Annotated in this window: 17 protein-coding genes, 1 tRNA gene and 2 pseudogenes; 12 read left to right on the plus strand and 8 right to left on the minus strand. The window is 49.9% G+C overall.

What is annotated here, in order from left to right; genetic code table 11:
- Positions 1-7: 7 nt before the first annotated feature.
- Both BBP27_RS04790 and pip read right to left on the minus strand, forming a co-directional pair.
- On the minus strand, positions 8-1,144 hold the full coding sequence (locus BBP27_RS04790; RefSeq protein ID WP_188211557.1) for an S-(hydroxymethyl)glutathione dehydrogenase/class III alcohol dehydrogenase: 1,137 nt from the start codon (positions 1,142-1,144) through the stop codon (positions 8-10).
- 415 nt (positions 1,145-1,559) lie between these two features.
- Positions 1,560-2,489, minus strand: coding sequence for a prolyl aminopeptidase (gene pip / locus BBP27_RS04795; protein WP_188211556.1), 930 nt, complete (start codon positions 2,487-2,489; stop codon positions 1,560-1,562).
- 124 nt (positions 2,490-2,613) lie between these two features.
- On the opposite strand from pip, the gene yciA reads away from it, so the two are divergent.
- Both yciA and BBP27_RS04805 read left to right on the plus strand, forming a co-directional pair.
- Positions 2,614-3,048 (plus strand): acyl-CoA thioester hydrolase YciA, encoded by a 435-nt coding sequence (gene yciA, locus BBP27_RS04800; RefSeq protein WP_188211555.1) that lies wholly within the window; start codon positions 2,614-2,616, stop codon positions 3,046-3,048.
- Between the two features lie 246 nt (positions 3,049-3,294).
- Positions 3,295-4,086, plus strand: a complete 792-nt coding sequence (locus BBP27_RS04805) for a formate/nitrite transporter family protein (RefSeq protein WP_188211554.1) — start codon at positions 3,295-3,297, stop codon at positions 4,084-4,086.
- Positions 4,087-4,240: 154 nt separating this feature from the next.
- On the opposite strand, the gene BBP27_RS04810 is transcribed toward BBP27_RS04805, so the two are convergent.
- Positions 4,241-4,317, minus strand: a tRNA-Pro gene (locus BBP27_RS04810).
- Positions 4,318-4,469: 152 nt separating this feature from the next.
- Complete coding sequence (locus tag BBP27_RS04815; RefSeq protein WP_188211553.1) at positions 4,470-5,993, minus strand: fumarate hydratase; 1,524 nt, start codon at positions 5,991-5,993, stop codon at positions 4,470-4,472.
- An 852-nt stretch (positions 5,994-6,845) separates the two neighbouring features.
- On the opposite strand from BBP27_RS04815, the gene BBP27_RS04820 reads away from it, so the two are divergent.
- The 5 genes from BBP27_RS04820 (at position 6,846) to trkA (ending at position 13,534) form a co-directional block, all read left to right on the plus strand.
- Complete coding sequence (locus BBP27_RS04820; RefSeq protein ID WP_070608671.1) at positions 6,846-7,484, plus strand: 2Fe-2S iron-sulfur cluster-binding protein; 639 nt, start codon at positions 6,846-6,848, stop codon at positions 7,482-7,484.
- Positions 7,484-9,112 carry an FAD-binding protein gene (locus BBP27_RS04825; RefSeq protein WP_188211819.1) on the plus strand — a complete coding sequence of 543 codons (1,629 nt, stop codon included), beginning with the start codon at positions 7,484-7,486 and terminating at the stop codon, positions 9,110-9,112. The genes BBP27_RS04820 and BBP27_RS04825 overlap by 1 nt, the downstream gene beginning before the upstream one ends.
- Positions 9,109-10,362, plus strand: a complete 1,254-nt coding sequence (locus BBP27_RS04830; RefSeq protein WP_188211818.1) for a complex I 51 kDa subunit family protein — start codon at positions 9,109-9,111, stop codon at positions 10,360-10,362. Before BBP27_RS04825 ends, BBP27_RS04830 begins: the two co-directional genes overlap by 4 nt.
- Positions 10,363-10,575: 213 nt before the next feature.
- Positions 10,576-12,027, plus strand: coding sequence for a DASS family sodium-coupled anion symporter (locus BBP27_RS04835; protein WP_188211817.1), 1,452 nt, complete (start codon positions 10,576-10,578; stop codon positions 12,025-12,027).
- Between the two features lie 94 nt (positions 12,028-12,121).
- Positions 12,122-13,534 (plus strand): Trk system potassium transporter TrkA, encoded by a 1,413-nt coding sequence (gene trkA, locus BBP27_RS04840; protein WP_003746208.1) that lies wholly within the window; start codon positions 12,122-12,124, stop codon positions 13,532-13,534.
- Positions 13,535-13,610: 76 nt separating this feature from the next.
- Here the strand turns inward: trkA and lgt are convergent, their stop codons facing one another.
- Positions 13,611-14,471 (minus strand): prolipoprotein diacylglyceryl transferase, encoded by an 861-nt coding sequence (gene lgt / locus BBP27_RS04845; RefSeq protein WP_003746206.1) that lies wholly within the window; start codon positions 14,469-14,471, stop codon positions 13,611-13,613.
- A 74-nt stretch (positions 14,472-14,545) separates the two neighbouring features.
- Positions 14,546-15,676 (minus strand): M14 family metallopeptidase, encoded by a 1,131-nt coding sequence (locus BBP27_RS04850; protein ID WP_003746205.1) that lies wholly within the window; start codon positions 15,674-15,676, stop codon positions 14,546-14,548.
- A 174-nt stretch (positions 15,677-15,850) separates the two neighbouring features.
- Here BBP27_RS04850 and argB point away from each other — a divergent pair, with 174 nt between their 5' ends.
- The 5 genes from argB to BBP27_RS04875 all read left to right on the plus strand — a co-directional run bounded on the left by argB (position 15,851) and on the right by BBP27_RS04875 (position 19,995).
- A complete protein-coding gene (argB, locus tag BBP27_RS04855; protein WP_188211816.1) occupies positions 15,851-16,738 on the plus strand; it encodes an acetylglutamate kinase in 888 nt (295 codons plus the stop codon).
- A gap of 261 nt (positions 16,739-16,999) precedes the next feature.
- Positions 17,000-18,286: a phosphopyruvate hydratase gene (eno, locus tag BBP27_RS04860; protein ID WP_107736970.1), complete on the plus strand. Its 1,287-nt coding sequence runs from the start codon at positions 17,000-17,002 to the stop codon at positions 18,284-18,286.
- A 23-nt stretch (positions 18,287-18,309) separates the two neighbouring features.
- Positions 18,310-18,585, plus strand: coding sequence for a cell division protein FtsB (gene ftsB / locus BBP27_RS04865; RefSeq protein ID WP_003679613.1), 276 nt, complete (start codon positions 18,310-18,312; stop codon positions 18,583-18,585).
- A gap of 100 nt (positions 18,586-18,685) precedes the next feature.
- Positions 18,686-19,177, plus strand: coding sequence for a DUF1841 family protein (locus BBP27_RS04870; RefSeq protein ID WP_188211815.1), 492 nt, complete (start codon positions 18,686-18,688; stop codon positions 19,175-19,177).
- Between the two features lie 110 nt (positions 19,178-19,287).
- Complete coding sequence (locus tag BBP27_RS04875) at positions 19,288-19,995, plus strand: SIMPL domain-containing protein (RefSeq protein ID WP_188211814.1); 708 nt, start codon at positions 19,288-19,290, stop codon at positions 19,993-19,995.
- Between the two features lie 705 nt (positions 19,996-20,700).
- Here BBP27_RS04875 and BBP27_RS04880 read toward each other — a convergent pair.
- Together BBP27_RS04880 and BBP27_RS04885 are read right to left on the minus strand one after the other, a co-directional pair.
- A pseudogene (locus BBP27_RS04880) lies at positions 20,701-21,345 on the minus strand (NAD(P)/FAD-dependent oxidoreductase); the annotation flags it as partial.
- A 265-nt stretch (positions 21,346-21,610) separates the two neighbouring features.
- A pseudogene (locus BBP27_RS04885) lies at positions 21,611-22,617 on the minus strand (IS5 family transposase).
- Positions 22,618-22,702: the final 85 nt, after the last annotated feature.

Raw genomic sequence — 22,702 nt, forward strand, 5'->3', positions numbered from 1 at the left:
GCGTACCTTAGTAATGAATAACAGCGCGGATCGATTTACCTTCGTGCATTAACTCAAAGGCTTCATTGATTTGATCAAGTGTCATTGTGTGGGTCACAAACGGTTCTAACTGAATGTCGCCTTTCATTGAATCTTCCACCATTTTCGGCAGTTCAGAGCGACCTTTCACGCCACCAAATGCCGTGCCTTTCCAAACACGACCGGTCACCAACTGGAACGGACGCGTTGAAATTTCTTGTCCTGCACCCGCTACGCCGATGATAATGGATTGCCCCCAGCCACGGTGTGCACTTTCTAATGCTTGACGCATTACATTTACATTGCCAATACATTCAAAGGTGTGGTCAATGCCCCATTTATTGATGTCTAACAACACGTCTTTGATCGGTTTATCGTAATCGTTCGGGTTCAAACAGTCAGTTGCTCCAAACTGTTTTGCCAACTCAAATTTTGAGGGATTGGTATCAATAGCAATAATGCGACCCGCTTTGGCTTGACGCGCACCTTGCACCACAGCCAAACCAATCGCCCCCAAGCCAAACACGGCCACAGAGTCGCCTTCTTGCACTTTTGCTGTGTTATGCACCGCACCAATACCTGTAGTAACGCCGCAGCCGAGCAGACATACTTGTTCGTGGTTCGCTTCTGGGTTGATTTTCGCCAGTGAAACTTCGGCAACAACTGAGTATTCACTAAAGGTCGAACAGCCCATATAGTGATAGATCGGTTGACCTTGATAAGAAAAACGCGTCGTGCCGTCCGGCATTAAGCCTTTACCTTGCGTATCACGCACTGAGACGCATAAGTTGGTTTTACCTGAACGACAAAACTCACATTCGCCACATTCAGCAGTGTAAAGCGGAATAACGTGATCACCCGGTTTTACGCTTGACACACCTTCGCCCACAGCAACAACTACACCCGCACCTTCATGCCCAAGCACCACAGGGAATACGCCCTCAGGATCGCTTCCTGATAACGTAAACGCATCAGTATGGCACACGCCCGTGTGAGTATTGCGGATTAACACCTCGCCTTTGCGTGGCATTTCTACGTCGATTTCCACAATTTGTAAGGGTTGATTTGGAGCGAATGCCACCGCCGCACGCGATTTGATGGTTGAATTGGTTTGTTTCGTTTCCATTATTTTTGCCTTTTAATTCATTAATAAAGTTATCTAGCCTAAGAAAGATAACTACAGTTTATACTTTGGAACCTACCCTGAAGCAAGCATTTTTGCAATTTTGACTCCGGCAGTAGCATGATCGGCTGAAGGGCTGGCAGGCAATTTTCTGTACACCAAATACCCGAGCAAACTCCGCCGCCATTTCCCCAACATTGACAGAATGGCTTTGCAAGGTTTGCCAATGTTCGTAAGGCAAGAGATTACCAAGTTTGTCTTGGGCGGAATGGGCGTAGTAAATGAGGGGGTTCATATTGAAATTCTAAAAAAATTCAAATTGATACAGATGCAATGATAATATGATATTAAATTTAATATGTAAATAGAAAAAATGCCGTCTGAAACTTTTTCAGACGGCATTGTTATTAATTACCCTTTATAACTTGCTTCTAATATCCTCCACTGCTTTCACTAATGCTTCAGAAAGCGAGGGATCAAAAGAAGAGTGGCCTGCTTGGACAATTCTCAATTCTGCTTCAGGGAAGGCTTGCGAGAGTTCCCACGCGCTTTGCATCGGGGTGCACAGGTCGTAGCGGCCTTGGACGATGATGGTTGGGATATGGCGGATTTTGTCGATGTTTGCCAAAATAGCCTTATCGCCCTGCAGCCAGCCTTCGTTCACGAAGTAATGGTTTTCCATTCTTGCGATGGCAAGGGAGGCTTGCGGGTCTTCATCCACGTCTTTTGGTTCAAACTGAATAAGGTAGCTTTCCCAGTCTGCCCATGATTTGGCCGCTTTGAGGCGCGTGGCTTCATCTTCGCTGAACAGCATTTCATGGTAGGCTTTAATTAGGGCGTGGCGTTTGTTTTCAGCTACGGGGGCAATGAATTTTTGCCATTGAGCCGGATAAATTTGGCTTACGCCGCCTGCTTCGTTCAGCCATGCCATTTCAGACGGCCTGCACAGGAAAATACCGCGCAAAACTAAGCCGCTGACGCGCTCGGGATGGGTTTCGGCATAAGTCAGCGACAAGGTGCTGCCCCATGAGCCGCCGAAAACCAGCCATTTTTGAATACCGAGCATTTCGCGCACTTTTTCAATATCGGCAACCAAATCCCATGTAGTGTTGTCTTCGATACAGGCATACGGTTTGGAGCGTCCGCAACCGCGTTGGTCGATAATAACGATTCGGAAATGCTCTGGATTGAAAAAGCCGCGACAGGCCGGTGATGCGCCTGCTCCGGGGCCGCCATGCAGGAAAATCACAGGGTGGCCATCAGGATTGCCTGATTCTTCCCAGTAGATTTCGTGGATTTCTGATACGCGCAAAAGGCCGCTATTTCGTGGTTCTTGAATTGGATGCATGAGCTTTCTCCTTTGTCTGATGAATATGTTGATTGTAACACTTTACCTGCTGATTTTTCAGACGGCCTACATAGGTTTATCGCGACAAATGGCGTAAAATAGCACTTTTTTGACAGGATTATTTATGGCTGACAACAAAAAAACCCATGCAGCACCCGAAGGGCAACTTTTATTGCGTACGGTCGCCATGCCGCGCGATACCAATCCTAATCAGGATATCTTCGGCGGCTGGATTATGTCGCAAATGGATCTGGGCGGCGGTATTTTGGCAGCAGAAATCGCACAGGGACGAATTGTAACCGTGGCTGTTCAAGAAATGAATTTCATCAGACCGGTAAAGGTCGGCAACGTCGTGTGCTGCTACGGGCATTGCGTCCGTGTAGGCAATACTTCTTTGCAACTGAAAATCGAAGTGTGGGTGAAGACTTTGATGAACGATATGGTAACGGAAGACCGCCAACTGGTCACCGAAGCCGTGTTCACTTACGTCGCCATCGATTCACAAGGCAATCCGCGCCCTATTCCTCGTGAAGGCAATGCAAAGCTGGCACATTTGTAAGTTTAAAAAATCAAAACAAGGCCGTCTGAAACCTCAACGTTCAGACGGCCTTTTTTAATACAGAAGCAAAATGTAATAATATTTCTTTTGAGCTAAAGCAAGGCGAAGTATCTGTTTTTTAGGTTTAATTCAGGCTGATTGATAAAACAAAGACCGTACACCGGCTTCCTATAACACTGCCCTACCGCGACAGTTTGCGCCACTTTTGAAACGGCGTTTCCTCCTCAACCTACTTTAAGGAACATCATGGCTTCGCGCGATTTATACCCACAGGAAATTTTACAGGTTGTTCTCGACAAAAGCTGCGCTAAAGCACAATCCAGCATACTCACACTGGCAATCTTGAGCGTTTTAGCCGGCGGATACATCGGCTTCGGATATCTTGCCTATTTAAAAGTAGTCAGCGGCATTCCGCACGAATGGGGTGGAGTTGCAACTTTACTCGGCGCAGCCGTGTTCCCAATCGCTTTGATTTGCATCCTGCTTGGCGGCGGCGAGCTGGTAACCAGCAACATGATGATTATGTCTTTAGGCAGATTGGCCGGACGGATTTCCTCCAAAATGCTGCTACGCAACTGGGTTATCGTCTGCATGGGCAATTTGGTGGGCACGCTGGCGATGGCTTTTTTCCTCGGATACTATGTCGGTATGATTGAAGGCAGCGTGGCAGAAAAAACCATTGCCGTGGCGGAAGCAAAAGTCCATATGGATTTCGGCCGTGCTTTTGTATCAGCAGTAGCATGTAACTGGATGGTCTGCATGGGCGCGTGGTTGCACTTTGCCGCTAAAAACACAACCGGACGAATGCTGGCCATTTGGTTCCCCGTCATGATTTTCGTATTAAACGGCTTCCAACACCTTGTCGCTAATATGTTCGTTATCCCCGCCGGAATTTTGGCAGGCGCAAACATCACTTGGGGGCAGTTTTTCTTCAACATGATTCCCGTATTCCTGGGCAATGTCGTCGGTGGCGCATCCTTTGTCGGCGCGTCTTATCTTTATACTTATAAAGACACGCTGAAAGATAGTGCCGAATAGTTCTGCTTTGAAAACAACAAAATCTGCTTTGAGAAAGCAGGTTTTGTTTCAGACAGCATTGGTATCCAGTTTTAAAATCTATTCGGACACATTATCCAGATAAATCATTCAAACGAAAAAAGAGCCGTTTTTAAAACGGCTCTTTCCAATTCTTTGGTCGGAGTGAAAGGATTCGAACCTTCGACCCCTTGCACCCCATGCAAGTGCGCTACCAGACTGCGCCACACTCCGACTCGATAAGCTGTGAATTCTAGTTTCAAACGCTGATTTTGACAAGTGCTTTTTAGAAAGGGAAATTTACTCGTTTGAAAACATTTGAATTATTTGCAAGAAAAAAAGCCGTCTGAAATCGTTCAGACGGCCTTTGATTATTCAGTCAAATATCAAGCTTCGACCGGAATAATACCAATTTTGGCCTGCCATTGTTTTGGCGCAATGGCGTGAACCGATTCACCGTTGCTATCCACCGCAACAGTCACAGGCATGTCTTTGACTTCAAACTCGTAAATCGCTTCCATACCCAACTCTGGGAACGCCAATACTTTAGATGCTTTAATGGCTTTGGCAACCAGATATGCCGCGCCGCCAACAGCCATTAGGTAAACGGCTTTGTTATCGGCAATGGCTTGGCAAGTTGCTGCGCCGCGTTCGGATTTACCGATCATACCCAAAAGGCCGGTTTGTTCCAGCATTTGGCGGGTAAATTTATCCATACGGGTGGAAGTCGTCGGACCGGCCGGGCCAACAACTTCGTCACGGACTGGATCAACCGGGCCGACGTAGTAAATCAGTTTGTTGGTGAAATCTACCGGCAATTCTTCGCCTTTGTTGAGCATATCAACCAAACGTTTGTGCGCGGCATCTCGGCCGGTCAGGATTTTACCGTTCAGCAACAATACGTCGCCGGTTTTCCATGTAGCCACTTCTTCTTTGGTCAGATTGTTGACATCGACACGTTTACCGTTGTCCGGGCTGTAAGTCAGATCCGGCCAGTCTTCCAAAGATGGGGCTTCCAGTTTGGCCGGGCCTGAGCCGTCCAATTCAAATTCGATGTGACGGGTAGCTGCGCAGTTTGGAATCATGGCAATCGGTTTGGAAGCCGCGTGGGTTGGGTAATCAAGGATCTTGACATCCAGCACGGTACTCAAACCGCCCAAACCTTGTGCGCCGATGCCCAAGGCATTTACTTTTTTGTAGAGTTCCAAGCGCAGGGCTTCGGTTGTAGACAATTCTGCACCTGAATCGGCTTTTTCTTTGAGTTCCTGAATATCGATATGGCTCATCAGGCTTTCTTTGGCCATCAACACTGCTTTTTCAGGCGTACCGCCGATACCGATACCCAAGATGCCCGGAGGACACCAGCCTGCACCCATTTGAGGAACGGTTTTCAATACCCAATCAACGATATTGTCTGAAGGGTTGAGCATGGCCACTTTGGTTTTGTTTTCAGAACCGCCGCCTTTGGCTGCGCAAGTGACTTCGACTTTGTCGCCTTTCATGATTTCCATATGTACAACGGCAGGCGTGTTGTCTTTGGTATTTTGACGTTTGCCAGCCGGGTCGGCCAATACAGAGGCGCGCAGTTTGTTGTCAGGATAGGTGTATGCACGGCGTACGCCTTCGTTAACCATTTCCTGTACGCTCATCTCGGCGTCCCACTGTACATCCATGCCCACTTTCAAGAATACGGTCGCAATACCGGTATCCTGACAAATCGGACGATGGCCTTCGGCACACATACGGCTATTGACCAAAATCTGCGCCATCGCATCTTTGGCCGCAGGGTTTTCTTCTTTTTGATAAGCCTTATACAAAGCCTGAATGTAGTCTTTAGGATGGTAGTAGCTGATGAATTGGAAAGCATCGAAAATACTTTGGATAAAGTCTTCTTGCTTGATGACGGTCATGATTGTGTTCCTTTTCGGAGTCATGGTAGGGAGGATTTGTTTATTTCTTAAGAGACCGATTTTTTCAGACGGCCTTCAATAGTGTAATAGTGCTTTCAAATGAATGACCCAGACAATATCATTTTCATACCCTATTGATTTAAATGAAATTTAATATCGCATTAAATTACTTGGTTATTGATAATCTATATCCACTAACCATTCACTCACATAGAAATAAAATTACATTGTTTTTAAATGATAATCTTATTTCAAGGCCGTCTGAAAATATTTACCTTAAGCATCTGAGAAAGAAATTTAGTAGCTTGTATTTAAAAGGAAACTACCTAAATTTCAGACGGCCTTTCTTATCTTCCAATACAATACACAATTGTAAAACCTGTGTCATTTTCTCCCTCAACCTTCTTGACTGATATCAAACTTGTTTGATTTTCTGAAATTTTATAACAGTCTTTTCACTCGCCCACATACCTAAATATTATTCAATATATACAACAAGCTATGTAAAATTACCTAATATACAATAATGATTTTTACTAGCAAATAGACAAATATTTTAAAATTTATACTAAAAAAGTAATTTTATTTTACTTTTTAAATCAAATAATTATGATTAATTTGTCTAAATAATAGGCATATTTTGTTTGTAATCCCTCCTCTATAAAACCTTAGATTACCCCTATCATCAAAACCTCTAAATTCTGATACACTTCTATCCATACAGGTAGATATTGATTTTAAAAGAATTTCTGAGTAAATGACTTGGATATTTCCTCACGTACAATATATGTAATAAAAATACAATTAATCAAATACCCACTATCCCAACTTCCAATTTCACAGGAACAAACCATGAGTGAAAATTTGTTAACCCTGACCATAGACGGCCATGAAGTCAAAGCTTCCGCCGACTCGTCAATCATCCAAGCCTATGCCCGTTCAGGCAATGCGATTACTGCCAATGTCGGCTGTATGGGTCAAGGCGTATGCGGTTCCTGCCGCTGTATGATTCGTAAAGAAGGCGAGCGCGAAGTCACCACTGCACTGGCATGCGAAACCAAAGTTGAAGAAGGCATGCAGGTCAGCTTCTTGGATTACTTTATTCCCGAGCATATCCAATATTACGACGTCGGCGAGATTGGTGATGGCTGGAACTGGTTGGACGATACCGCCAAAGCCTTTCCTGAAGCGCAAAACTGCCGTCATTGCGGCGGCTGTAATCGTGCCTGTCCTAAAGGTTTGCAAGTGGAAAACGGCGTGGCGCAGGTAGTTTCCGGCGATTTCGGCGCGGCTGCGCTGACCTTTGACCAATGTGTGATGTGCAACCTCTGCACCCTCTCCTGCCCCGAACACATCCGTCCAAACCACTTGGGCCTGTTCGCCCGCCGTATGAAAGCGGCGCGTACGTTGCGCCCTGTGGATTTGATGCGCCGCCTGCGCGAAATCGACAGCGGCAAAATGAAAGTCGAATTTGAAGAGGAGTCAGTGTAATGGTTAACAAAATCCAAGGTATAGACTACGAAACTGCCCTTGCCAACCTGCGTGCGTCCTCATTGGAGCTTCGTGGTGATTTACCTGAAAAGAACGAATTACTGAGCCAATTTCACCCTGACTATCAGGCAAATGCCCGTGTGAAACTGCCTATCGGCCCAAACCAAGGCGATTACTGCCATCCTGATTTGGCCAAACTCTTAATCAGTCAGCCTCTGATTGACGACTATAATTTATCAGGCGCAGAACACTTGAACACTGACGTATTGGTCATTGGTGGAGGTGGTGCAGGCGCGGCTGCGGCATTGTCTGCGACTGAAGCAGGCGCACGCGTCATTATGGCGAACAAGCTGCGTATCGGCGACAGCAATACCGTGATGGCCGAAGGCGGCATTCAGGCAGCGGTCGGCGCGGAAGACAGCCTGCAACAACACTTTGACGACACCATCAAAGGCGGCCACAACGCAGGCAAAAAAGAATTGGTGGCGCAAATGGTTACCGACGCGCCGTCCGCCATCCGCTGGCTGATCGGTTTGGGCATGACTTTCGACCTTGCCAAAGGTGCGGACAGCAACGGCATGTTGAGCCGCAAACGCGCAGGCGGTACGACCGTACCGCGTATTTTGAGCTACCGCGACTTTACCGGCCTCGAAATGATGCGCGTACTGCGCGAGGCAGTCGAGCTCGACGAAAACATCACCCAGCTCAACCGCCACCCCGCCATCGAATTATTGTCAGACGAACACGGCCGCTGTGTTGGTGCGATTTTGTACGATTTGGAAAAACGCTCTTTGGTGTTGGTTCACGCCAAAGCCGTGGTATTGGCAACCGGCGGCAGCGGACGCCTGCATTTGCAAGGTTTTGCCACTTCCAACCACTATGGCGCGACTGCAGACGGCCTGGTAATGGCTTACCGTATCGGCGCCAAACTGCGCGATGTTGATTCTTTCCAATATCACCCAACCGGCGTTGCCCACCCTCCACACTTGGCAGGCGCGCTGATTTCCGAAGCCGTGCGCTCCGCAGGCACCAAACTGGTCAACGGTTTGGGCGAACGTTTCGTTGACGAATTACAGCCGCGCGATGTCGTTGCTGCCGCCATCTTGCGCGAATGCCGCGAAGGCCGCGGCGTGGTACGCGACGGACAGGTCGGCGTATTCCTCGACACACCGCGCCTGATTGAAAACGATCCTGATGTGTTGAACCGTTTGGTAACACTCGGCCACGTTGCCCACAAATGCGGCATTAACCCTGCCGTTGAGCCGGTCATGATTCATCCGACCCTGCACTATCAAAACGGCGGTATCGAAATCAACGGCGACGGCGCAACCTGCGTTGAAGGCCTCTATTGCGCCGGCGAAGTAACCGGCGGTATTCACGGCCGCAACCGTCTGATGGGCAATGCGCTTTTGGACATCATCAGCTTCGGCCGCCGTGCCGGTAAAGCCGCGGCAACTTGCGGCCTACCGCTGAAAAAAGTACGCGGCGGTGTCGGACACGTCCACGACCTGCAACGCGAAATGACCCGCGCCGGTCTGACCAGCGACATCAAAGCCCCCGTTTTATATCCCGACTACGGCAAATTCGATTTGCGCGAACACGCCGGTTTGCAGGAGCAACAATCATGAATCAAGCCAATCAAAACTTACTGCACCCTTCCCGCCAAGTCGGAGCAGATTTAGCCGCTTGGCGCAAAGTTGGCGGCGGCGAAGGCCTGTTGGCGGCGCTTGCCGATCCTCAAAGCATTGTTTCCAAACTGCAAGAAGCCAATCTTTGCGGTATGGGCGGCGCAGGTTTCCCGACCTGGCGCAAATGGGAGGCTGCCGTTGCCGCCCAAAGCAAAAATGGCGACAAATACGTCGTCTGCAATGCCAACGAAGACGAACCGGGCACATTCAAAGACCGCGTTTTGCTGGCAAAAACGCCGCACCAAGTTATCGAAGGCGTCCTGATTGCCGCCGTTGCCTGCCGTGCCAACAAAGCGATTTTGTACGTCAATCCGCATCAAACCGACTCCATCGCTTCCATCACACCGGCCATTGAGCAATGGAAAAACAGCGATTTGTTTATCCGTATTGAAAACTACTTGGGTAAACCTTTGGACTTGCAACTGGTTGAAACCTCAGGCCGTTATATCGGCGGCGAAGAAACTGCCGTGATTTCATGGCTGGAAGGCGGTTTCCCCTTCCCGCGCCGCAAGCCGCCGTTCCCTGCCGAAAGCGGTGTCAACGGTGAACCGACCTTAATCAACAACACCGAAACCTTCGCCAATATTCCGCAAATCCTTGCCAAAGGCGCGGAATGGTACAAATCTTTGGGTTTGGGCGATGCGGCCGGTACAAAACTCTACTCTCTCTCCGGCGACGTATTGAATCCGGGTCTTTACGAACTGCCGATGGGCACGACCCTGCAATCGCTGATTTACGATCACGGCGGTGGTATGCTCGAAGGCCGTACGTTTAAAGCCGTATTTACCGGTGGCCCGTCAAACACGCTTTTGACCGTAAAAGATTTAGATGTGCCTTTGGACTTCGTTTCCGTACGTGAACGCAAATCCAGCCTCGGTACCGGCGCGATGATTGTGATTTCCGAGGGCACCAGCGTGGTGCGCAAAGTGGCCGAGTATGTGGAATTTTTCGCTTCCAACTCATGCGGACAATGCCCGCCATGCAAAGGCGGCACATTCCAGCTTTCCCGCCTGCTCAACCGCGTGGATACCGGTATCGGTACTCCCGACGACCTGCGCGCCCTGCAAAGCCTGTGCCAACTGTTGCCACGAAGCGGCCGTTGCGGTTTGATTGACGGCGCGGTTACCGTGTTGCAAAGCTCGCTGCGCACCTTCCCCGAAGAATACGGCCTGCCGCAAGAACAGGAGTAAAACGGCGTTGTTTTCAGACGGCCTGATACTGTTAAAGGCCGTCTGAAAAACGATACCCGCCTCCCATTCTCTTCTTTCTAAAATTGAAGAGAAACCCAATAAGAAAAATACCTTCCGAACCTACCAAAATAGGTTCAGACAAGCTTAAGCAACACTCAGGCCGTCTGAAAACCGATTTCCCAATACTTCAATCCTCAAATTAGGAGATTCAACATGGGCTTCAAGCCAATTCCTGCTGCGGTCGCACTTGTGCTGACGCTGCTTATCTGGTTCGTTATCCCCGTTCCTCAAGGCGTATCGCCTGACGCATGGCATCTTTTGGCATTGTTTGTCGGCATCATTGCCGGCATCATCGGCAAAGCCATGCCTATCGGCGCAATGGCGATTTTGGGCATTACCTTGGTTGCACTGACCGGCGTGACCAACGCAAAAGCCGCCGACGCGACCAAAGACGCACTGAGCAGCCTCAACAACTCACTCATCTGGATGATCGGTATCGCCATCATCATCTCGCGCGGCCTGTTGAAAACCGGCTTGGGTATGCGTATCGGCTACCTGCTGATCTCCCTCTTCGGCAAACGCACGCTGGGCGTAGGTTACAGCTTGGCTTTGGCTGACTTGGTCATCGGTCCGGTAACGCCGAGCAACACCGCGCGCGGCGGCGCCATCGTGCATCCGATTATGAAATCCATTGCCTTAAGCTTCGACTCCGATCCTGAAAAAGGTACGGAAGGCAAAATCGGTAAATACCTTTCACTGGTCAACTTCCACTCCAACGTGATTACCTGTCTGATTTTTATCACCGCCACCGCACCTAATCCGCTGGTGGTCGAATTGGTTGCCAAAGCCACCAATTCACAAATCCAACTCTCTTGGGGTACTTGGTTCTTGGCGATGGTTGTACCCGGCCTGCTTGCTATGTTGCTGATGCCGCTGGTGCTGTATTTCCTGTATCCGCCTGAAATCAAACAAACCCCCAACGCCACTGCATTGGCAAAAGAGCATTTGGCTGCCATGGGACCGATGAAGCGAGAAGAAAAAATCATGCTCGGTATTTTCCTGGTTCTGCTGCTGTTGTGGGCGGGTATTCCCGAGATGCTGTTCGGCGTGAAAGTGGACGCTACCGCCACCACCTTCCTCGGCTTGAGCCTGTGCCTGTTGACCGGCGTACTGACTTGGGACGACGCGCTAAAAGAAAAAAGCGCGTGGGATACCATTGTTTGGTTTGCTGCCTTGGTGATGATGGCAAACTTTCTCAACAAACTGGGCCTCATCAGCTGGTTGTCCGACTCCATGCAAAGCGGTATCGCCCACATGGGCTTGGGTTGGGAAGCCGGTTGCGCCCTGTTGATGCTGGCCTACCTCTACGCCCACTACGTTTTCGCCAGCGGTACGGCACACGTTACCGCCATGTTCGGCGCATTCTACGGCGCAGGCTTGGCCTTGGGCGCACCACCGATGCTGTTTGCCCTGATTATGGCAGCCGCTACCGGCATCATGATGTCGCTGACCCACTACGCCACCGGTTCCGCACCTGTCATTTACGGCTCGAACTACGTCAACATGACCGAATGGTGGAAAGCCGGCTTCATCATGAGCGTGGTCGAAATCCTGATTTTCAGCACTGTCGGCATCTTATGGTGGAAAGTCTTGGGCTATTGGTAATCCTTTAGCCGATTGAAAAATCAGGCCGTCTGAAACTCCAATTTCAGACGGCCTTTTGTTACAATTTCACTTTTACCGAACACACTCGATTACCGTGAAAATACTCATTCTCGGCAGCGGCCAAGTCGGTTCGACCGTCGCCCAAAACCTTGCCTCCGTTCCCAGCAACGACGTTACCATCATCGACATCGACGAAAAAGCGCTCAACCGCATCAGCAGCCGCCTCGATGTCCAAACCATCGTCGGCAACGGCGCATCGCCCTTTACCCTCGAACAGGCAGGCGCGGCAGACTCCGACCTCCTGCTTGCCCTGACACGCAGCGACGAAACCAACATTGTCGCCTCCAAAATCGCCGCCGACCTATTCAACATCCCCAGCCGCATCGCACGCGTGCGCTCAAGCGAATACCTCGAATATCCGGTTGACGGCAGCGACAACCCCGAAGAAGGCAGCCTCAACATCTTCGGCATTACCGAAACCATCAGCCCCGAACAACTGGTTACCGAACAACTCGTCGGCCTGCTCAACTACACCAGCTCATTGCAGGTACTCAGTTTTGCCAACGATAAAGTGCGCATGGTGATTGTTCAAGCACGCAAAGGCGGTTTGCTGATCGGCCGTGAAATTGCCGACATCAACCAACACCTGCTTGAAGGCGTGGACTGCCAAATCTGCGCCATCTACCGCAACAACCGCCTGATCGTCCCCACCCCGCAAACCGTCATCATCGAAGGCGATGAAGTCCTGTTTGCCGCCGACATCAACAGCGTTGAAGCCATCATGCGCGAATTGCGTCCGAAAGAAGCGCGTACCCGCCGCATCATGATCGCCGGCGGCGGCAACATCGGCTACCGCCTCGCCAAGCAGCTCGAATCCAAATACGACATCAAAATCATCGAATACAAACCCCACCGCGCCGAATGGCTGGCCGAAAATCTGGACAACACCCTCGTCCTGCAAGGTTCCGCCACCGACGAAACCCTGCTGGACGAAGAATACATCGACGAAATCGACGTCTTCTGCGCGCTGACCAATGATGACGAAAACAACATCATGTCCAGCCTGTTGGCGAAAAACCTTGGTGCCAAACGAGTAATTACCATTGTCAACCGCTCAAGTTACGTCGATTTGCTCGAAGGCAACAAAATCGATATCGTCGTTTCCCCTCATCTGATCACCATCGGCTCCATCCTCGCCCACATCCGCCGCGGCGACATCGTTGCCGTCCACCCCCTGCGCCGCGGCACGGCCGAAGCCATCGAAGTGGTGGTACACGGCGACAAAAACACTTCCGCCATCGTCGGCCGCCGCATCAGCGGCATCAAATGGCCGAGCGACTGCTACATCGCCGCCATCGTCCGCGGCGCAACCGGCGAAGTCATCATGGGACACCACACCGAAACCATCCTCCAAGACGGCGACCACATTATCTTCTTCGTCTCACGCCGCCGCGTTCTGCCGGAGTTGGAAAAACTCATTCAAGTCAAAATGGGCTTTTTCGGTTAAACCCAAAATCCGTTTGCTTGAAGCCATAAAAAGGCCGTCTGAAAACCTTTTCAGACGGCCTTTATTCTTGTTTCATTTACGCTTTGGCAACACTGTTTTTACGGCCAAACCAAACAAAACCAATCACGCCCAATACAATCATCGGCACGCTCAACCATTGACCCATGGACAAGCCCAAAGTCAACAGGCCGAGATAGTCGTCAGGCTGACGGGCAAATTCGGCGATAAAGCGGAATAATCCGTAACCGCCCAAGAACAATGCTGCCGTTTGTCCGGCCGGACGTGGTTTTTTCGAGAAAATCCAAACAATGACAAACAGGCAAATACCTTCAAGGGCAAACTGGTAAAGTTGAGACGGATGGCGCGGCAGCATGCCGTATTGTTGCAGCCATTCGGCCCACAAAGGATTGTGTGCCGCAGCTTCCGCATCTTCGTAACGCGCTTGCGGGAAACCCATCGCCCAGAAAGCATTGAGTTCGGTCACGCGTCCCCAAAGTTCGCCGTTGATAAAGTTGCCGATACGGCCGGAAGCCAAGCCCAGCGGTACGAGTGGCGCAACGGTATCCATCAATTTCAAGATACTGATGTTGTGCTTGCGGCCAAACAGCCACATGGCAACGACCACGCCCAAGAAGCCGCCGTGAAACGACATACCACCTTCCCACACTTTGAAAATATCCAACGGGTTGGCCAGATAGTCGGAAAATTTATAAAACAAAACGTAGCCGATACGGCCGCCCAAGATGACGCCCAAGATACCCCAAGTCAGGAAATCGTCGAGTGTTTCTTTGGTAAACACAGAATTGCCCTGCGCGATACGGCGGCGGCCCAAAATCGTAAACAGGATAAAGCCGACAATATAGCTCAAGGCATACCAGCGGATGGCAAGCGGGCCGATGCTGATCAGCACCGGATCAAACTGGGGATGTATCATCATAATGTGTGTTCCTTATCTCAAAGGCCGTCTGAAAGCCTGAACTTTCAGACGGCCTGTATGCAGTGTTAGGCGGTTTAACGCAAATCGCCAACCACATTCAAAATAGCAGACAACATAGCCTCGCCAAGGCGCAGCGAGCGTTGGCCGTTCCAGCCGAAATCGTCGTCCGGCAGATTGGCATTGTCTTTAAACGGCATTTCCAAAGTATAGGCAAGGCAGTTGAAATGATTGCCGACCCAGTTGGTCGCCAAAGTCATGTTTGCCTGACCCGGCGCATCTTTGTCATAGCCGTAATCGTCTTGGAAATCGGGGCTGGCATTGAGCAGCGCGAGTTTGAATTGGTCTTCCAAGGCTTCGATGCGCTCGTTGTAGTTCGGCACGCCTTCGGTACCGGCCACAAAGACAAACGGCAGACCTTCATCGCCGTGAATATCCAAGAACAAATCCACACCGGTTTCCATCATTTTTTCGCGGACGGTAAAGACTTCGGGGCTTCGCTCCAAAGTCGGGTTTTCCCATTCGCGGTTGAGGTTGGCGCCGGCGGCATTGGTGCGCAGGTTGCCCAATACCGAACCGTCCGGATTCATATTCGGCACAATGTAGAAAGTCGCACGATCAAGCAACATGCGCGCGGTCGGATCTTGCGGATCAAGCAGGCGGCCCAGCAAACCTTCGACAAACCATTCCGCCATGGTTTCGCCCGGATGCTGACGGGCGATAATCCAGACTTTCATGTCGCTTTCGACTTGGTTGCCGATGGTCAACAGATTAATATCACGGCCTTGAACGGTACTGCCCAAGTCGTCGATACGGCACAAGCCGCTACCCTGCGCATCGCCCAAAAGGTTCAAATGCTGCTCGTTGGAATAAGGCTCGAAATAAGCGTAGTAAACGCTGTTGGACAAAGGCGTATGGTTGATGGTCAACACGCCGTTTTCATAGCTGGTCGGCACACGGAACCAATTTTGGCGGTCGTAAGAAGCGCAAGCCTGATAGTCCTCCCAGCCCAAAGGATACGCAGCGTCCGCCGCATTTTCAAAATGCATCACGCAGTTTTGATAGGCCGCACCCTGCAAACGGAAGTAAAACCATTGGGCAAACTCCGAAGCATTATCGGGACGCAGGGCGAGACGGATATCGGCAGGGTTGCTCAAATCTTTGACAACGACCGAACCGGCATCGAATTGGGTGCTGATTTTCATCATGGGTATCCTTAGTAATCGGCAAAGAGGCCGAAGCAAACCGTCATTTTACCGTTTGCATGAGGCTGGTTTCAACCATTTAACTGATTTAACAGGATTTCAAGCGCTTGGAAATATTGTTTCAGACGGCCTTTGGGATTAAGATAAAGGCCGAAATCATGAAACAAGGTTGAAACCATGACTCAGCAACAATCTGTCTCCTCTGCGATCAAAGCACGCGTCCTTGCCGAATCTTTACCTTATATACGCCGTTTCTCCGGCTCCATTATCGTCATCAAATACGGCGGCAACGCCATGACCGAGTCGGCCTTAAAAGAGGACTTCGCACGCGATGTCGTCCTGCTCAAACTGATCGGCCTGCATCCCGTCATCGTTCACGGCGGCGGCCCGCAAATCAATGAAATGCTGGAAAAAGTCGGCAAAAAAGGGGAATTTGTTCAAGGCATGCGCGTGACCGACAGCGAAACCATGGACATCGTAGAAATGGTTTTGGGCGGACACGTCAATAAAGAAATCGTTTCCATGATTACCTCCTTCGGTGGTCGCGCCGTCGGCATTACCGGCCGGGACAACCACTTCATCAAAGCGGAAAAACTCCTGATCGACACGCCCGAGCAAAAAGGCGTGGACATCGGCCAAGTCGGCACCGTGGCCGACATCGATACCCGTTTGGTGGAAGGCTTGGTCGAGCGCGGCTGCATTCCGGTCATCGCACCCATCGGCGTAGGCCAAAATGGCGAAGCGTTCAACATCAATGCCGACTTGGTTGCCGGCAAACTGGCGGAAAAACTTCAAGCCGAAAAACTGCTGATGATGACCAATATCCCCGGCGTACTGGATAAAGAAGGCAAATTATTGACCACCCTGACGCCAAGCCGCATTGACGAACTGATTGAAGACGGCACGCTATACGGCGGCATGCTGCCTAAAATTGCCTCCGCCGTCGAAGCCGCCAAAAGCGGCGTCAAAGCCACGCATATCATAGACGGCCGCGTTCCCAACGCCCTGCTCTTGGAAGTGCTGACCGATGACGGCGTAGGTTCGATGATTTTAGGCGAAGGCTAATCTGGTTTTCAGACGGCCTTATGCCTGATTTAATCAGCTTTTCACCCTAAAAAGGGTAAAAAATGTTACACTATACAGCTTATGTTTGTTTGACCGATATTGACGTGAAACAAACTTACAGTCGGTTTCATACCGACGCCGATGCCATGCCCGGCAAAGACGGTATAATGTCTGCATTCATCAGACTTCGGCAATCATCCTCAAGGCCGTCTGAAGCGTAACAAAGCTACTTTTCTTTTACCATACTATTTGGAGATATTCATGAGCGCAATCGTTGATATTTTTGCACGCGAAATCTTAGACTCTCGCGGCAACCCTACTGTAGAGTGTGACGTATTGTTGGAATCCGGCGTCATGGGCCGTGCAGCCGTACCAAGCGGCGCATCAACCGGTCAAAAAGAAGCTTTGGAACTGCGTGACGGCGACAAATCCCGTTACTTGGGCAAAGGCGTATTGAAAGCCGTTGACCACGTTAACAACCAAATCGCGCAAGCCCTCATCGGCATCGATGCCAGCGAGCAATCTTATATCGACCAAATCATGATCGAATTGGACGGTACTGAAAACAAAGGCAACTTGGGCGCCAACGCCACTTTGGCCGTTTCCATGGCCGTAGCACGCGCGGCCGCTGAAGATTCAGGCCTGCCGCTGTACCGTTACTTGGGCGGCGCAGGCCCAATGGCTCTGCCGGTTCCGATGATGAACGTAATCAACGGTGGCGAACACGCCAACAACAGCCTGAACATCCAAGAATTCATGATCATGCCTGTCGGCGCAAAATCTTTCCGCGAAGCCCTGCGTTGCGGTGCCGAAATTTTCCATGCGCTGAAAAAACTGTGCGATAGCAAAGGCTTCCCGACTACTGTCGGCGACGAAGGCGGTTTTGCACCCAACCTGAACAGCCACAAAGAAGCCCTGCAATTGATGGTGGAAGCCACCGAAGCCGCCGGCTACAAAGCAGGCGAAGACGTATTGTTCGCCCTGGACTGCGCATCCAGCGAGTTCTACAAAGACGGCCAATACCACCTGGAAGCAGAAGGCCGCTCCTACACCAGCGCAGAATTTGCCGAATACCTGGAAGGCCTGGTTAACGAATTCCCAATCATTTCCATCGAAGACGGTATGGACGAAAATGACTGGGAAGGCTGGAAACTGCTGACCGAAAAATTGGGTAAAAAAGTTCAATTGGTCGGCGACGACTTGTTCGTAACCAATCCAAAAATCTTGGCCGAAGGCATCGAAAAAGGCGTGGCAAACGCATTGCTGGTCAAAGTCAACCAAATCGGTACATTGAGCGAAACCCTGCAAGCCGTCGACTTGGCCAAACGCAACCGCTACGCCAGCGTAATGAGCCACCGTTCCGGCGAAACAGAAGACAGCACCATTGCCGACTTGGCCGTTGCCACCAACTGTATGCAAATCAAAACCGGCTCACTGTCCCGCTCCGACCGCATGGCGAAATACAACCAATTGCTGCGCATTGAAGAAGAATTGGCCGAAGCCGCTTACTACCCCGGCAAAGCCGCATTTTACCAACTGGGCAAATAAGCAAAATATAGGATATTGATTGTATGAAGTGGGTAACTTTTGTTTTAACCTTCGCACTGTTGTGCTGTCAGTACAGCCTTTGGTTTGGCAAAGGCAGCGTCGGGCATACGGAAGAATTGCAGGAGCAGCTCGTCCGTCAGGAGGAAAAAAACCAAACGCTCACTTTACGCAACAATTTCCTCAATGCGGAAGTTGAAGACTTGGCACACGGACAAGAGGCCATCGCCGAAATTGCCCGCGTCGAATTGGGTTATGTCCAAGACGGCGAAGTGTATTACCGAATCATCGACCGCCGCTAAACCCTATCAAACAAAGGCCGTCTGAAAACACACTTTTCAGACGGCCTTTTTATCGCAATCGCTATATAATCACATATCCCAAAATCAAATCACACCCATCATGTATGACGTAAACACCCACGATGTCCGCCGATTTTTTGCCCACGTCTGGCAACACAGGCTCGCACCGCTCCAATTGGACGGCCTGCAACAAAAAGCTTTGCGCATTATCGAAGCACATCCCGAATACGGACACTATCTCGAAGACATCGAAAAATATTTAGATAAAGAATGGCTGCCCGAAGACGGCGAAAGCAACCCATTCCTGCACATGTCGCTACATCTCTCCCTCCAAGAGCAAAGCGCCATTGACCAACCGCCGGGCATCCGTGCCATCCACCAACAACTTTGCGCCCGTTACAACGGCGACTGGGTCAAAGCCGAACACGATATGATGGAAGCCTTGGCAGAAACCATCTGGGAAGCACAACGCTACGGACGGGGCCTAGATGTCAATGCCTACATGACCCGCTTGCGGAAATTGGTCGGCTTAGGCCAAGAAGAAAACGCCCGCCTCAATCCCCATGAGGTCGGCCTGATGGATACAAAGTAACTTCTTTTCAGACGGCCTCATCCCATACAAGTCCTTACGCTTGCCAAAGCCAACATTTCCATCTTTCATGCTAAATTACTTTTTTGAAATCCCCTTATAAGGAAACCAAAATGCTCCGCCCAGCCCTTACCGCCCTACTGCTAGCCGCCTCCCTGCCCGTAGCAGCAGAAAGTCTCAACTACAACATCGTTGAATTTTCCGAATCCGCCAACATGGAAGTACCGCGGGACACCATGACCGCATATTTCAGCGTCAATGCAGAAGGCAAAGACCGTCAAGCCGTCAACCAAGCCTTCATGAAGAAATTCAACCAGTTCAACAAAATCTCCCAAAACAGCAAATTTAAAGCCGAGCTGATGGAACGCAACGCCTCACCGCGCTATCAATACACCAACGGCAAACGCACCCAAACCGGCTGGGAAGAACACGCTTACTTCAAAGTAGAAAGCAAAGACTTTGAAGCACTCAACCGCCTGATTGCCGACAGCATCAATATCGCCGTTTTGGAAAACTCCTCATTTTCCGTATCCAAAGAAAAACGCGAAGAAACCGTCGATCAACTGAGCAAAGCCGTCATCCTGCGCTTCAAAGACCGCGCCCAAAACCTCGCCCAAACACTCGGCTTCTCCAGCTACAAAATCGTCAAACTCAACCTGGGCCACATCGGCAACCGCCAAGTTGGCGGCGACTTTGCACACGCCAAAATGCTGCGTGCAATCCCTGCCGCAGAGATGGCTGCAGGAATAGAAGATGGCGTACCGGCCTCTCCGGGGTCGGAAGAAATTAGCCTGACCGTCAACGGCTCGGTACAAATGTAGGATTTTCTTTTAAATCATTTTAAAGGCCGTCTGAAGTCTATTTTTCAGACGGCCTTTTATTATTTAGTCATTAGAACGGTTGTTTCTATATAAGGAAAGAATGAAAAAATAAAACTCTAATTATTTCAACTTGTTGCAATCAAATATTGATGACTTTCTTAAAAATACGTAAAAATAACCCCGATAACAGAGTAATTATATTTTTATATTTTAAAATATTAACGTAAAATTTTTACACATTGCTTTCAAGAGCCAACCATTTATGTTCTCTGTTTTACTTTTTGAAAATAAAACAGAGGACTTCTATATTTTGGTGTAAATAATTCTCTTGAATAAATTTCTGTTCTATAGCTATGCTCTATTTTTGAGTTTCAAATGTAGTATGGAGCTATCAAAATTGACAACTCCATAAATAATATTCTTATTCTTTGTTTAATCTAACAAGAAAATGCTTAAATTGTTCTTCGTTGTTATCCAACTTTCCGAAAAATAACTCATCAATTTGCTCAATTAACGGAACAGCTGTTTGTAATATTTCTTCTCCTTTTGAGACCTTTGCAAAATTCCCCAAAATCCCCTAAATGTCTTGGTGGGAATTTAGGGGATTTTGGGGAATTTTGCAAAGGTCTCATTTTAAGATAAACAGGTCGGTGTTTGTCGGGCATCAATGCCCGACCTACAACTGTTTTCAGACGACATCAACACCTATTCAAACGCCAAATCCCCCACCAGTTCCGCCAGCGTGTTCAGCCGCTGTTCCGATTTTTCTACAAACGGGTTTGCCGTATCCCACGCATAGCCCGCGAGAATGGCGGAAATCATGCGGCTGATTTCGGGCGCGCGGTTGGGTGCGTACACCACGTTTTGGGAACGGTTGTCGTACCAGCCGTCCACATAGGTGCGAAAAGCGTTTACGCCCACCATCAGCGGCTCGGCGAACTCGCGCTGCCAGTCTGCCGCTTCGCCTTTGAGCTGGCGGGCAAGCAGGTCAGCGGCGAGTTTGGCGGAATGCAGCGCGATGGTTACGCCCGATGAGAACACGGGGTCAATAAACTCGGCGGCGTTGCCTAACAGCGCGAAATGTTTGCCGTGCAGGGCTTTAACATTGGCGGAATAGCCTTGGATGCTGCGGTAGGGGAAGCCGTTTTCCCATTCGGAATGTTTAAAAAATTCAACCAGATTGGGGCATTCTGCCACTATTTGTTTCAACACGGCTTCGGAATCGCCCGCCAGTTTGTCGGGTGTGCCGACCACGCCGAGCGAGCAGGTGTTGTCGCCGAAAGGGATTGTCCAAAACCATACGTCGCGGTGCTGCGGGTGGGTGGTAATCAGGATTTTGTTGCGGTCAAAATCGGCTTCGGCGGCAGGGAAGCGTTTGAACATTTTGAAATATATATAAACAGGAATCGGGATGATTATAACGAAAAACGTATCGGGCGGGGGTTGGAAAACTTCAACGCAAAAGGCAGAGACCTTTGCAAAATTTCTTTTCCTCCAACAACCGAAACCCAAAAACAGGTTTTCGGCTGTTTTCTCCCCCAATCACTCCTAATTTTACCCAAATACCCCCTTAATCCTCCCCGGATACCTGATAATAAGGCATCCGGACCGCCTTTTAGGCAGCAACAGGCGCACTTAGCCTGTTGGCGGCTTTCAACAGGTTCAAACACATTGTCTTCAGATGGCTTTGTGCACTTACTTTAATCAGTCCGAAATAGGCTGCCCGGGCGTAGCGGAATTTACGGTGCAGCGTACCGAAGCTTTGTTCGACCACATAACGGGTCTTCAACAAATATCGGTTGCGTTTGGTTTGCGCTTCCGTCAGCGGACGGTTGCGGCAGGCTTTCGCATAATGCCGTCTAACAACTGATGCTCTTTCAGATGTTGCCGGTTTTCCTTACTGTCGTAGCCTTTGTCGGCATAGACGGTCGTACCTTCGGCAATGCCTTCCAACAAAGGGGACAGATGGTTGCACTCATGGGTATTGGCAGGAGTGATGTGCAGTTTCTCGATATAGCCTTCCTCATCGGTACGGGTATGTTGTTTGTAACCGAGTTTGTAGAGGCCGTTTTTCTTTGTCCAACGGGCATCTTTGTCCTTACTCGGTGTGGTTTGTCCGCTGACTTGTCCTTCTTCATCGACTTCTATGGCCTGGCGCTGTTTGCTGCCGGCGGTTTGAATAATGGTGGCGTCAATGACGGCGGCGGATGCTTTCTCTACTTTTAGGCCTTTTTTGGTCAGTTGGCGGTTGATCAGTTCCAATAATTCGGACAGGGTGTCGTCTTGCGCCAGCCAGTTGCGGTAGCGGCATAAGGTGCTGTAATCGGGGATGCTCAGTTCGTCAAAACGGCAAAACAGGTTGAAATCAATGCGGGTGATGAGGCTGTGTTCGAGTTCGGGGTCGGAGAGGCTGTGCCATTGTCCGAGCAGGACGGCTTTGAACATGGACAACAGGGGATAGGCGGGACGGCCGCGGTGGTCTCTAAGGTAACGGGTTCTTTGACGATTCAGGTACTGTTCGATCGGCTGCCAATCAATCACCTGATCCAACTTCAATAATGGGAAGCGGTCGATGTGTTTGGCAATCATGGCTTGTGCGGTTTGCTGGAAGAAGATACTCATGGAAAATCCCCTAAATGTCTTAGTAGGAATTTAGGGGATTTTGGGGAATTTTGCAAAGGTCTCAGGCCGTCTGAAGTCTATTTTT

This window comes from Neisseria sp. RH3002v2g, assembly GCF_014596425.2.
Lineage (GTDB): Bacteria > Pseudomonadota > Gammaproteobacteria > Burkholderiales > Neisseriaceae > Neisseria.